This window comes from Micromonospora sp. NPDC047074 (assembly GCF_040643815.1).
Lineage (GTDB): Bacteria > Actinomycetota > Actinomycetes > Mycobacteriales > Micromonosporaceae > Micromonospora.
Map to the genome: position 1 here is coordinate 304496 of NZ_JBEYVB010000003.1, position 13164 is coordinate 317659.

General features: G+C 75.6%; 4 protein-coding genes (1 of these 4 running past the window's edge). All 4 read right to left on the bottom strand.

Annotated features, from left to right (window positions below; translation table 11 throughout):
• Tightly spaced (each overlapping or abutting the next), the 4 genes in view from ABZ809_RS08040 to ABZ809_RS08055 form a layout consistent with a single transcriptional unit that may run on beyond the window.
• On the bottom strand, positions 1-696 hold the full coding sequence (locus ABZ809_RS08040; protein WP_357561719.1) for a hypothetical protein: 696 nt from the start codon (positions 694-696) through the stop codon (positions 1-3).
• Positions 659-1726, bottom strand: a complete 1068-nt coding sequence (locus ABZ809_RS08045) for a GSCFA domain-containing protein (RefSeq protein WP_357561720.1) — start codon at positions 1724-1726, stop codon at positions 659-661. The genes ABZ809_RS08040 and ABZ809_RS08045 overlap by 38 nt, the downstream gene beginning before the upstream one ends.
• Positions 1723-11037, bottom strand: a complete 9315-nt coding sequence (locus tag ABZ809_RS08050; protein ID WP_357561721.1) for an amino acid adenylation domain-containing protein — start codon at positions 11035-11037, stop codon at positions 1723-1725. The genes ABZ809_RS08045 and ABZ809_RS08050 overlap by 4 nt, the downstream gene beginning before the upstream one ends.
• Positions 11037-13164: the 3' portion of an amino acid adenylation domain-containing protein gene (locus tag ABZ809_RS08055; protein ID WP_357561722.1), read on the bottom strand. It continues 1928 nt past the right edge of the window; 2128 of the gene's 4056 nt are visible here — the last part of the coding sequence; the start codon falls outside the window, past its right edge — the gene reads right to left on this strand; its stop codon occupies positions 11037-11039. Before ABZ809_RS08055 ends, ABZ809_RS08050 begins: the two co-directional genes overlap by 1 nt.

Sequence of the window (13164 nt, forward strand, 5' to 3'; positions counted from 1 at the left end):
TCACAGTCCCCGGGCCAGCAGGTCGGCCACGATCAGCCGGCCGAAGGCGAGGTTGCCGTGGATGGGGTCGTCCGGCTCGCAGAAGGCGGCCCGCTGCCGGCCCGTGCCGTCGGTCGTCCGGGCTCGCAGGTCCACGATCTCCACGCCGAGCGCGACGAGCGCGCGGCGGATCGTCTCCTGGGCGGCCGCGAAGACCTGCGGGTCGGACATGCCCGGCACCCGTTGCGGCGGCAGCACCGCGAGGACGCGCAGCCCGCGGTCGAGGACGTGGCGGTAGAAGGCCAGCGCGTCGCGGGCCATGGCGCGCACGATGCCGTCGAAGAGCCCGCCCGCCAGGAAGCCCGGCGCGAAGGTGCCGTCGGTCGACCGGTAGATCCGCCAGTTCTCGGTGGTGGCGAAGAAGTGGGCGCTGAGGCCGAACGTCGAGACCAGCGGGACGGTGAGCTGGCCGATGCCGGCCACGCCCAGCTCGGCCAGGAAGCCACGGTGGCGTTCCTGCACGGCGGCGTCCCGGAACACCAGGTCGTCGTGGCGGATGTCGAAGAAGCCGACGTTGAAGTCGCGCCCCGAGCCGACCGGGCCCCCGGCGAAGGGCAGCCCGGCCGCCGTCGCCGCCCGGGCGATGGGCCCGGCGTGCGAGTCGCCCAGCAGCAGGAACCTAGCCGGCGCGGTACCGGTCGAGGACGGCGTCGTCACAGTAGAGGTCACCTCCGTCGGCGGTGTCGGCGCGGCGCTCCGACGCCGGGGCATTGATGTCCGCCGGCCGGGTCGCACCGCGTACGCGGTCGAGGGCGGCGAAAAAGTGGCGCATGACGAAGGCGACCCCGGCCGGCGTCACGGTACGCAGGTTCGGCGCGAAGAAGACCCCCCGGAACGGAAAACCGGTGATCAGCTCGTACGAGGGGAAGTAGTCGACGTGGTCGTCCTCCTGCGCGAGCTGGCCGGCCGCGGCCCGCAGCACCGACTTGGAGTACCCGGTCGCGGCCAGCACGTGCGCCCCGGTCGCCGTCGCGGTGAGCGGCACCGGCGACACGGTCAGCAGGACGGTCAGCCGGGGGTTGGCGGCGCGCAGCAGCGCGACGGCGGCGCGCAGGTCCCGGTGCACCTCGGCCACGGTGAAGTTGTGGAAGACGTGCCGCCCGGCGTCGAAGGTGCCCCGGACGGTGCCCGGGCAGACCGGATAGACGGTGCCGGTGACGCTGTCGCGCCAGGCCTCGGTCAGGCCGAGGGTGAAGATGAGACAACCCGCCTCGGCGACCGCCCCCCGGATAGCGGCCAGGGTGACCCGGCGTGCGGCCAGGGTCTCCTCCGCCGAGGCGTAGCCGTCGGGTTCGACCGACGGGCGGTACGGGTCGAAGTACCGGCCACCGTCGCGCCAGACCTCGTCGGGCCCGGTGTCGCCGGTCAACGCCCAGCCGAGCCACTGCCGCAGGGCGGCGGCGGTGTAGACGGTGCCGGTGCGGAAGGAGAACGCGCCGTAGTGGCGGGCCTGGCGCTCGGCCTCGGTCAACCCCGGCGGGGGCAACTCGGCCGTACGCCAGTTCATCCCCTCGTCGAGCAGGGCGGGACCGAGGTGTCGGGCGAAGCAGGAGCCGGCGGTGAGGACCGGATCGTCCGGGTCGATGGTGAACTTCGGCGTCCACACCTCCTCGATGGCGTGCATCTCCGGCTCGGCCACGGCGCTGCGCCAGAACGACCGCGAGGGCAGCGACCGGTACGGATTCATCGCGTCGCCGCCGGGTCGGCGGGCGGCTGCGCCCCGCTGATGGCCTCGGCCACCGTCCGGACGTGGGGTGCCGCGACGATGCCGTAGTGGGTGGTGTCGACGAGGTGCCATGCGAGCCCGGCGAGGTGCGTGCGCCACTGCCGCGCCTGCTCCTGCGGGGCGGGCAGCGCCGGCAGACCGGCCGTCGGCCGGCCCGCGAGCCAGAGCCGGCCGGGTGTCCCGGCCAGCCGGGGCAGCGTGTGCAGCGCCATGCTCGCCAGGTTGGCCCGGCAGCAGCGGGCCAGCGCCTCCGCGTACGCCGTAGCCGCCGTGTCCGCGCCGGTGGCCGCCCCCAGTTCGTGGGCGAAGAGCGCGGCGAGCCGTTCCTCGTCGTAACCACGGAAGGTGGGCGCGGCGTCCGGCGGCGGCGGGTCCAGCAGGTAGACCTCGTCCGCCGGCTGGCCCGCCGCCTCGGCCTCCGCCGCCATCCCGAGCGCCACCCAGGCGCCGAACGACCAGCCGCCCAGCCGCCAGCGCCACTCGTCGCGGGGGAAGCGCTCGCGCAGCGCGGCGTGGTAGCGCGCGGCCCGCTCCGCGAGCGACCAGGCCGGCTGCTCGGGGCGGGCCAGCGCGGGATCGGCGATGACGCAGACCGTGAGCTCCGGGTCGAGCGCCGACACCAGCGGCCGGTACGCCCGCACGTCGCCGCCGACCGGATGGACCAGGCAGAGCACCGTACGCCCACGACCCGTCCGCCAGACCTCCACCGGCACGGCGGACCCGGTGGGCTCGGCGGCGCGGGCCGGCTCGCCGAGGAGCCCCAGCACCTCGGTCAGGCTCACCCGGTGGCTCAGCTGGGACAGGCTGAGGCTGACGCCGAACTGCTCCTTGACCTCGTCGATCAGGTCCAGCAGCAGGAGCGAGTCCGCCCCCAGGTCGTAGAGGGAGGCGGCGGGGTCGAGCCGCTCGGTGCCCAGCCTGTCACGTAGCCAACCGTCGATGTCGTCGGCGGCCGACCGGGGTGGTGCGGCGGCGGTGGCCACCGGTGGATCGGCCGGTGGCGCGTAGAACTCCCGCGCCCGGTCCAGCGCGGTGGTGCAGACGACCAGGTGGGGCAGCCGTAGCCGCAGGGCCTGCGCGAAGATCCGTAGGCCCTCGTCGACGGAGAGGCCGACCGCGAGGTGGGCCCGGTGCCGGGCGTCGGTGGGCAGGGCGTCGCGGGCCATGCCCACCTCGTTCCAGACGTCCCAGTCGACGCAGACGCGCAGCGTGGTGTCGGCGGTGTTCGCCCGGTGCCGGGCGAAGCCGTCCAGCAGCCCGTTGCTGGCGGCGTAGTCGAGCTGGCCGACCCCGCCGAGCTGCGCCGACATCGACGAGCAGTAGACGACGAACGCCGGCCGGTGGTGCGCGACCAGCCGCTCCACGAGCAGGGCGCCGCGGATCCTGGCGGCCGTGGCCCGCCGCATCGCGGCCGCGTCCCGCCGGCCGATCAGCCCGCCGGCCGCGACTCCCGCCGCGTGGACGACCCCGTCGACGCGTCGGTTGCCGAGCCGCGCCACCAGTTCGTCGGGATCGGCCTCGGCCAGGTCCACCTCGACGAGGTCGACGCGGTCGGCCCAGGGCGCCAGCTCGGCCGGCAGCGGCCCGCGCCGCGCCAGCAGGGTGACCCGGCAGTCGCCCCGCTTCAGCAGCCAGGACGCGATGTTCCGCCCGATGCCGCCGGTGCCGCCAAGGACCACGTACCCGGCCGGGCCGGACGGGGCCGGGGGCGCTGCCGGCCCGGCCGGTGGGCGGACCGGCAGCAGTGCCTGCTCCCACCAGTAGCCCTCGCGCAGCGCGAGGCGCCGGGGCGGTGGTGTTCCCTCCGTCAGCAGCGCCGCGAGCGCCGGCGCCCAGTCGGCCGGATCGGGGCCCGGCAGGTCCACCCAGTGGCTCTCGACGTCGCCCTCCTGGTCCGCGACCGCACCCGCCCCGGCGAGCAGGCCCGACTCGGGCCGGCGTACGTCGCCGGTGACGGGTTGCGCCTGCCGCGACAGCCACCAGGCCCGCAACCGGATCCGGGAAGGCAGCCCGGCGACGGCCGCCAGCAGCGCCGCCGGGGTGTCGACGCAGGCGTGGTACGAGTGGGCGAGCGTGTCCGCGCCGACCGGTCCGTCGACCGCCAGCGGCAGCGCGTGCAGCCACTCCACGCCGCTCTGGGCGGCGGTGGCAGTCGAGGCGGTGTCGGTCAGCGCAGCGAGCAGCCTGCCCAGCGAGTCGGGGTCGGCCGGGTCCACCCGGTAGCTGTCCGGCCCGACCCGGGCGAAGCCGTCGGCAGCGGTGACGGCCACCACCCGGGCGTGGGACGCGGCGAAGGCGCGCAGCGCGGCCGGCGACGGCGGCGCCGCTGCCATGATCACGACCGTCTCCGGACGGCGGGCGCCGGGCTCGCCTCCCGCGTGCCGCCAGCGCACCCAGTGCGGCTGGTGCAACCACTCGGCCTCGGGCAGCCGGGCCGGCCATTGCTGGGCGGTCGGCGGGGCGGGACGGGCGAACTCGTGGTCCTCGAGCGCGAACGCCGGCGGCGGAAAGTCCCAGGGTGGCTGCGCCGGCCCGGCCGGCCAGCGGATCGCCCCGCCGGCCAGCCAGGTGGCGACGAGGTCGGCCGGCGGGGGCGTACCGGCCGGGCCGACGACCTCGACGGGCGCCACCTCGACGGGGGTGCCCTCGACGGCGGTCGCGGTGCGCAGCCACGCCACGGCGGCGGTCACGTCCGCGCAGACGGCCGCCGCCCGCCAGCGACCGGGCGCCCGGCCGGCCTGCAGGTGACGCAGCACCTGGTGGTAGGTCCCGGGCCGGGCCGCCAGGTAGTCGGCGACCCGGTCGGCGTCGGCGCGCAGCCCGGCGGCGCTGCCGCTGGCGAGCACCACCACCGGTACGCCGGCCCCGGGTGGCGTCGCCGGGCAGGTGTCGGCCGGTTCGGCCGCCTCGCAGACCAGATGGGCGTTGGTGCCGCCGATGCCGAAGCTGCTCACCGCCGCCACCCGTGGCCGGTCGACCGGCCAGGGGCGGATCTTCGCGGGAACGTAGAAGGGGGTGGGATCGGGGCCCAGCCGTGGATTGAGGCGACGGAAGTCGACGTTCGGCGGGATCCGTCCGTGGTGGACGGCGAGCACGGCGCGAACCAGGCCGACCACCCCGGCCGCCGCACCGAGGTGACCGAGTTGGCTCTTCACCGAGGCCAGCGCGGTGCGGCCCGACCCGGCCAGGTCGTACGCCTGGCGCAGGGCGGCCACCTCGACCGGGTCGCCCAGTTCCGTCCCGGTGCCGTGCGCCTCCACGTAGCCCACGTCACCGCTGGTACGCCCGCTGCGCCGCAGCGCGGTGCGGATCACCTCGCGCTGGCCGGCGACCGAGGGCGCGGCGAAGCCGAGCTTCTCCGCTCCGTCGTTGTTGACGGCCGAGCCGGTGATCACCGCGTAGACGGTGTCGCCGTCGCGCCGGGCCAGCCGCAGGGGCTTGAGCACGACCACACCCACCCCGCTGGCGCCGACGGTGCCGGCGGCGTCGTCGCTGAACGGCCGGCAGTGCCCGTCGGGGGAGAAGATGTGCTGCGACTGGTAGCGGTATCCGGCGGTCAGCAGCGGGTCCACCAGCACGCCGCCGACCAGCATCACGTCGCTGTCGCCCTGGCGCAGCAGTCCGGCGGCGACGTGGACCGCCACCAGTGAGCTCGCGCAGGCCGCCTGCACGGTGAAGGCCGGCCCGGTCAGGCGCAGGTGGTAGGCGACCTTCGTGGCGAGGAAGTCCTTCTCGTGGTGCAGTGCCAACTGGAAGGAGTCCGGCAGCCGTGCCGGGTCGGCGTCCCGCAGCATCGTCTGGAAGTAGGTGTTCTCGCCGCAGCTGGCGAGCAGCCCGACCCGCCGTCGGGCGGGATCGGCGATGCCGGCGTGCGCCAACGCCTCGACACAGCTCATCAACAGGTGCCGTTGCTGCGGATCCATCAGCCGGGCCTCCTGGCGGCTGATGCCGAAGTGCCCCGGGTCGAAGCCGAGCAGCCCGGACAGTTGGCTGCGGGCGCCGACCAGGCCGTCGGCGGCGGCGAAGTGTTCGATGCCCCGGTCGCCGGCCTCCACCATCGCCCAGAAGGCGGCGAGGTCGTCGGCGCCGGGCAGCCGGACGGCCATCCCGACCACGGCGACCGGCTTGTCCGGCGGGCCCGCGGCGGCCTCGTCCCGCCCGGCCGCCGCCACCCCGGCCGTCCGCCGCGCCGGCTCGTCTGCCGCAGGTTGCGCCGGCTCGTCTGCCGGTGATCGCGCTGGCGTCGGTCGGCCCGCCGGCGTCGGTTCGCCCGCCGGAAGCGGCCCGCCCGACCCGGGTGCACGCGTGCCGGCCCGCTGCGCGGTGAGGAACCGGGCGAGGCGGCGGATGGTGACGTGCTCGAAGAGGTCGGGGATGGTCAGCGGCAGCCCTTCGGCGACGCAGCGCAGGTGCAGGCGCATCAGTTCCAGGCTGCCCGCGCCGCCGTCGAAGAAGCGCCGGTCGGGTTCGATGGGCGTCCCGACGACCTCCTCGAAGAGCCCGGCCAGCCGCGCCTCCAGCGCCGACATGACCGGGGCCGGCATCGCGCCGGCCGGCCGCAACTCCTCGCCCGGCGCGCGCAACGCCCGGCGGCGGTCCAGCTTCCCGCTGGCGGTACGCGGCAGTTCCGCCAGCCACCGGAACCGGTCCACCCGCGCGTACCCGGGCAGGAGCCCCGCGAGATGGCGGGTCAACTCCTCCGGGGCCGGTGGGTCGGCCCGGAACTGCAGGCAGGCGACCAGGTGCGGATCGTCGCGGACCACCACGGCGTTGAGCACCGCCGGATGCGTGAGCAACGCCGCCTCGACCTGGCCCAGTTCCAGCCGGTGCCCGCTGACCTTCACCTGCTGGTCGTCGCGGCCCAGGTAGTGCAGCAGACCGTCCCGGTCGAACCGGGCCTGGTCGCCGCTGCGGAAGAACCAGCCGAGGCCGGGCAGCTCGACGAAGCGGGCCCGGTCCAGTGCCGGATCGTCCAGGTAGCAGGGCGCCGTCAGCTCCCCGCCGATCAGCAGCTGACCGGGGCAGTCCGGCGGCACCACCTCGTCGGCCGCGTCCACCACCCGCAGCCAGGTGTTGGCGACCGGGCGGCCGATGGCGGGGCGGGCCGGCCAGGCGGCCGGGTCGCCGTCGAGGCGGAGGCTGCTGACCACGTGGGTCTCGGTCGGGCCGTAGTGGTTGAACAGGCGGGCGCCGGGCAGCCCGGCGAACCAGCGGCGGATGCTGTCGGTGCAGATCAGCTGTTCGCCGGCGGTGACGACGTCCCGCAACCGGGAGGGGTACCGGCCGAGGCGTACCCCGTGCTCGGCCAGCAGTTGCAGGGCGACGTACGGCAGGAAGATCCGCTCGATGCCGGCGGCGTCGAGGTGTTCCAGCAGCGCCGGCATGTCCTGCCGCCGGCCGGGCCGGGGCAGGTGCAGGGTGCCGCCGCCGCAGAGCGTGCCGAAGATCTCCTGGAAGGAGACGTCGAAGGAGAGCATGGAGAACTGCAGGGTCGCGGCCCCGTCCGCCAGGCCGCCGTCCTCGCCCTGCCAGCGCAGGAGGTTGACCAGCAGGGCGTCGGATACCTGGACCCCCTTGGGCGTGCCGGTCGAGCCGGAGGTGAAGAGCGTGTACAGCGGCCGGCCGGCGTACGACGGCGCGACGGGCGTGGCCGAGGAGGACAGGACGACCGGGTGGCGGGGGTGACCGCCCTCGTCGATCTCGTCGAGAGCGGGCTCGTCGCCGGGCGCCAGCAGCACGCAGAGCGGATCGACCTGACCCAGGACCTGGCGCAGCAGCGCCGGTGGGTAGGCCCGGTCGAGGGGCACCACGGTGAGGTTCAGCCGGGCCGCCGCCAGCAGCGCGACCACGTGCTCCACTGACGGCTCGAAGAACAGCGCGACGTGGTGCCGGCCGTTGGTCGACACCGGGTGGTGCCGCACCAGCTCGGCGGCGAGGGTGGCGGCGTACCCGTCCAGGTCCGCGTAGCTGAGGCGGCGGTCACCGGCGACGAGCGCGGTCGCGGTCGGCGCCGCGCGCACCCGCCGGGCGAAGGACTCGGCCACCGTGGGGAACTCCACCGGGGTACGCGGGCCCCGCCCCGGCTCGGGCAGGCCTCGGCGGTAGGGGCGCACCAGCTCGGCGAGGGTGCTCGTGCCAGTGCCGGTCAACGCGTCCAGCCCGCGCCGGAACAGGTCGGCGGCCGCCGCCACCTCGGCGGCCTCGAAGTGGTCGTCGGCGTACTCCCAGAGGCAGTCGAGGCCGGCCTCGTGCGCCACCACCGAGAGGGTGAGCGGGCACTTGGCGTCGGTCGGCGCCAGCCAGACCGGGCGGGACGCGCAGCCGGGCAGCGCCAGCGCGGAGAAGTCGGTGTTGTCGAGGACGAAGAGGAAGTCGAACAGCGGCGCGTCGGCGCCGAAGTCGTGGTCGGCGACGGCGTGCGCGAGCGCCACGTCCTGGGCGTCGAGCACCGCGCGTACGGCGCCGGCCTGCCGCCGTAGCTGCGCCCGCAGTTCCTCCTCGGGCGCGAGCACCAGGGGCAGCAGGACGGTGTTGGCGAACATCCCGACGGTGGCCTCGAAGCCGCGTACGGGTCGGTTCGCCACCGGGCTCGCGACGCGCGGGCGGGTGCGGCCGGTCACCCCGTGCACGGCCCAACCGAAGAGCGTCAGCAGCAGCGGGAAGCGGGTCAGACCCAGCTCGGCGCCGAGCCGGTCGAGCGCGTCGCGGCGTGCCGGGTCGATCGTGGTCCGCAGCAGGTGGTCCCCGCCGTCGCCGCGCGGCCGGGCCGGGCGCAGCGGCGCGGCGGTCTCGTCCACGGCGGCGTAGTGCTCGCGCAGGGCCGCACGCCGCGCCCGGTAGGCCGGGTGGGCGAACCAGTCGGCCTGCCACCGGGCGTGGTCCAGCGGGGTCGCGACGGGCCCGCCCTCGTCGGCGGTCGCGCCGTCCAGTGCCGCCGCGTACCCGGCCGACAGGTCGCGGAACAGGACGTCGAGCGACCAGCCGTCGACCGCGACGTGGTGCAGGTGCAGCAGGAGCACCCCACCCTCGTCGCCCGCCAGCCAGTACGCCCGCAGCATGCGCGGCTGCCCGAGATCGAAGGGTACGGCGAACAGGGTGCGGGCGTCCTCCCGCCACCCGGCCGCCTCGCCGTCGGCGGTCCCGGCGCAGCCTGGCCGGGATGCGGTCGTGACCGGAGCGCCGGGAGGCTCGCACCACGGGTCGTAGGGCTCGGCCACCTCCTGACGCAGCCCGTCGGGTGCGGCCCGGAAGGCGGTCCGCAGCGCCGGATGACGCGTCACCACCCGGCGCAGCGCCTGCCGCAGCGCGCCCGCGTCGACCCGGCCCCGAAGCGCGAAGGCGAGCCCCACGTGGTAGGCGGTCCAGGCCGGTGACCGCTGCTGCAACAGCCAGAGCCGCTGCTGCTCCGAGGTGGCCGGTGCGGACCGGGCGCCGGCCGGGGGAGCCGGCACCGGGTAGGGCGAACCGGTCGTGTCGCGGGCCGCCGTGATCGCCGCCGCCAGCTCGGCGAAGTCGCCGTCCAGCACCACCGCCTGCGGCACCTCGCCGCCCCAGCGCCGCTGGATCTCGAAGCGCAGCCGGAGCGCCTTCAGCGAGTCGCCGCCACTGGCGATCCACCGGTCGTCCGGGCGCAGGTCGGGCACGCCCAACACCTCGCCGGCGAGCCCGAGCACCGTTCGCTGCCACGCCGTGACGGGCGCGTCGACCGGGCCGTCGTCGCGTCGGTGCGGTTCGTCGCGCCAGGGCGGGTCGTCGCCGCGCAGCAGCGCGTCGGCGTCCACCTTGCCGTTACGGGTCAGCGGCAGCGCCCGGACGCGGTGCACCCGGTGCGGGCGCAGGTACGGCGGCAGGGTCGCCCCCAGGTGCCGGTCGAAATCCGCGAACGAGAGGTCGGCGGCTGCCACCACGTACGCCAGCAGCTCGGTGGTCCCGCGCGCCGGGTCCCGTCGGGTGCACACGTACGCCTGCCGGATCCCCGGGTGGGCGAGGATCTGCCGCTCCACCTCGCCGGGCTCGACCCGGAAGCCGCGGACCTTGACCTGCCGGTCGACGCGGCCGACGTACTCGACGAGGCCGGCGGCGTCGGCCCGCACGAGGTCCCCGGTGCGGTAGTGGGGGCCGGCACAGCCGTCGAGCCAGGGCAGCCGGACGAAGCGGGCGGCGGTCTCGTCGGGCAGGTTGCGGTAGCCGGCCGCCAGCGCCGCGCCGCAGAGGTGGAGCTCGGCGACCTCGCCCGGCGCGGCGAGGCGCTCGCCGTCGACCACCAGGTGCGCGTCGGTGCCGGGCAGCACCCGGCCGATCGGCACCACGCCCGCGTCGAAGTCGCGGGGGATCGGATGGCACAGGGCGAAGGTGGTCGCCTCGGTGGGGCCGTAGACGTTGTGCAGCCGGGTGCGGCTGGCCGGGTTGTCCCGGTACCAGCGGCGGATCAGCCGGGCGTTGAGCTGCTCGCCGCCGACCAGCACCTGGCCGACCTCGGCGAAGCAGTGCGGCACCTCGTCGACCACCGCGTTGAACAGCGCCACCGTGATGAAGAGCGTGTCGATCCGCTCCCGGCGCAGCGCGGCGTCGAGCAGGTGTGGCGTCGCCACCGTCTCGTCGTCGAGGACGACGCAGCAGCCGCCGGTCAGCAGCGGCACCCAGACCTCGAAGCTGATCGCGTCGAACGCCGGGTTGGCGAGGCTGGCGTAGCGGGCCGCCGGGGGCAGCGCGAGGTAGCCGGGTCGGGCCAGCCGCAGGATGCCCGCGTCGCACACCTGCACCCCCTTCGGGCGCCCCGTGCTGCCCGAGGTGTAGAAGACGAAGGCGACAGGTGCGGGGGCGGCCTCCGGTGCCGGCTCCGGGTCCGCGCCGGGCGGCGCGTCCGTCGGCAGCGGCGCGTCCGGCAGCAGCGCCGCCACCGGCAGCGGCCGGACCGCCTCGGGCAGCTCACCGGGCGCGTCCGGACCGTGGACGACCGCCACGGCGGCCGAGTCGCGCAGCATGTGCCCGCGGCGTTCGGGCGGGCTCTGCCGGTCCACCGGCACCACGGTCGCGCCGAGCTGCAGGACGCCGAGCATGACGCAGACCAGCCGCCAGCCGCGCGGCAGTTGCACCGCGACCGCCTGACCCGGGCGGACGCCGGCCCGGAGCAGGGACCGGGCCACCAGGGCGCTGGCGGCGTCCAGCTCGGCGTAGCGCAGGCGCCGGTCGCCGTCGACGACCGCGACCGCCTCGGGGGTACGGCGGGCCTGGGCGAGCACCGCGGCGCAGAGACCGGGATCCTGCGCCATCACGCCTCCCGCAGCGCCGGCGTCGTCGGACGGGCGTCCGGGATCCGGTCGATCTCGCCGCGCAGCAGCGCGGCGACCCGCGGCACCACCGCGCTCTCCAGGATGTCCCAGTGGTCGCAGTGCACCTGCTCCAGCAGGAAGTCGGCCTCGCCGCGCCGCCGCCAGAAGGCACGCACCTCCCGCAGGAAGCCCTCGTTGCGCCCGGCGGTGGCCTGCAACAGCACCAGCCGGGCCGGCGACACCGGGGTGGGATAGTCGCGCATGGTCGACCGGTTGTGGTTGTAGACGCGGTGGTACTGGTCGATCTGCTCGTCGTCGATGCCCGGGTACATCCCGTTGAACTTGACGAGCTTGTCGCGGAACTCCGCCATGTCCACCGGTTCGATCGCGCCCCGGTGCGCCGGGTCGTCGGTGCCGAGGGTGTCGAGCAGGACGACGCTCAGCCCGCCGTGCCCGGCGAGGGCCAGCCGGCGGCCCATCTCGTACGCGACCAGGCCGCCGTAGGAGAGCCCGGTGAGCACCACCGGCCCGTCCAGCAGGTGCCCGACCAGCCGCAGGTACGCCTCGGCCATCGCCTCGACCGTGGGCAGGAACTCCTCGCCCGGGTTCACCCCCGGGGACTGGATCCCGTACACGCCGAGGGACTCGGGCAGCGCCTTGGCCAGCGAGAGGTAGCAGAACGCGGTGCCGCCGGCCGGATGGACGCAGATGACCCGGCCGGCGCCGGCACCGGCCCGGAACTCGATCAGGTTGCTCGGTGGCCGGCCCGCCGCGCCCCGCCGCAGCCGGCCGCCGAGCGCCTCGATCGTCGGGTGCAGCATGATCTCGTGGACCGGCAGCGGCTCGCCGAACGCCTCGCCGATCGCGTGGGCCAGCTTGATCGCCGAGATCGAGGTGCCGCCCACGTCGAAGAACCGGTCGCCGATGCCGATGTCCGCGTGCAGCAGCAGGCGCTTCCAGATCTGGTAGAGGGTCAGCTCGATCTGGTCGCGCGGGCTGGCCAGGTTGACCTGCCAGGGCGCGTTGGTACGGGCCAGCCGCAGCACCTCGGCCCGGTCGAGCTTGCCGTTGGCGGTCAGCGGCAGCCGCGGCAGCTCGACGAAGAGCGACGGGATCATGTAGCCGGGCAACCGCCGCGACAGCGCCTCCCGCCACTCGCTCACCAGCAGCGGCGTCGCCCCGCCCCGGACGACTCCGGCGACCAGCCTCGCCTCGCCGGCCTCGGAGTCGACAAGCACCGCCGCGTCCCGCACGTCCGGCCGGTCCAGCAGTGCCGACTCGATCTCGCCCAGCTCGACCCGGAAGCCCCGGATCTTGACCTGGCTGTCCCGACGGCCGAGATACTCGAGGTTCCCGTCGGGCAGCAGACGGGCCAGGTCGCCGGTGCGGTAGACCCGTTCGCCGGGCACGAACGGGTCGGGGACGAACCGCTCAGCCGTCGCCCCCGGCCGGCCGAGGTAGCCCCGGGCGACCCCGGAGCCACCGATGTGGATCTCTCCGGTGACCCCGACCGGCACCGGCTCCAGCCGCTCGTCGAGCAGGTAGACGCGGGTGTTCGCCACCGGCCGGCCGATCGGGCACTGCCGGGCCGTCGGCTGTGGGTCGAGGTAGGCGGTGCTGTAGACGGTGGTCTCGGTCGGCCCGTACCCGTTGCGGATGCGCAGCCCGGGCAGGGCCTGCCGGATGCGGTGCAGACCCTGCTCCGGCAGGGGTTCCACCCCGACCAGGAGGTGGCGCAGCGCCAGCCCGGCCAGCCGCTCGGCCGGGTCCTCGTCGAGCCAGCGGACGAAGGCGGGCGGCAGGTAGGCCTGTACGACGCGGTGCTCGCGCAGCCAGCCCATCAGCGCCGCCGGGTCGCCGCGCAGCTTCTCGGGTACGAGGTGCAGGGCGCCGCCGGTGCTCAGCGGCAGGAAGATCTCCTGCACCGAGACGTCGAAGCCGACGCTCGACCAGAGCGCCGCCGGCTCGCCCGGGGCCGCGCCGACCCGCGACACCCAGTCGTCGAGCAGGTTCACCACCGCGCCGTGCGCGACCGCGACGCCCTTGGGCCGGCCGGTCGAGCCCGACGTGTAGATCACGTAGGCCAGGTTGGCGGGGTGCGCGACGACGTCGGGCGGGCCGTCGTGG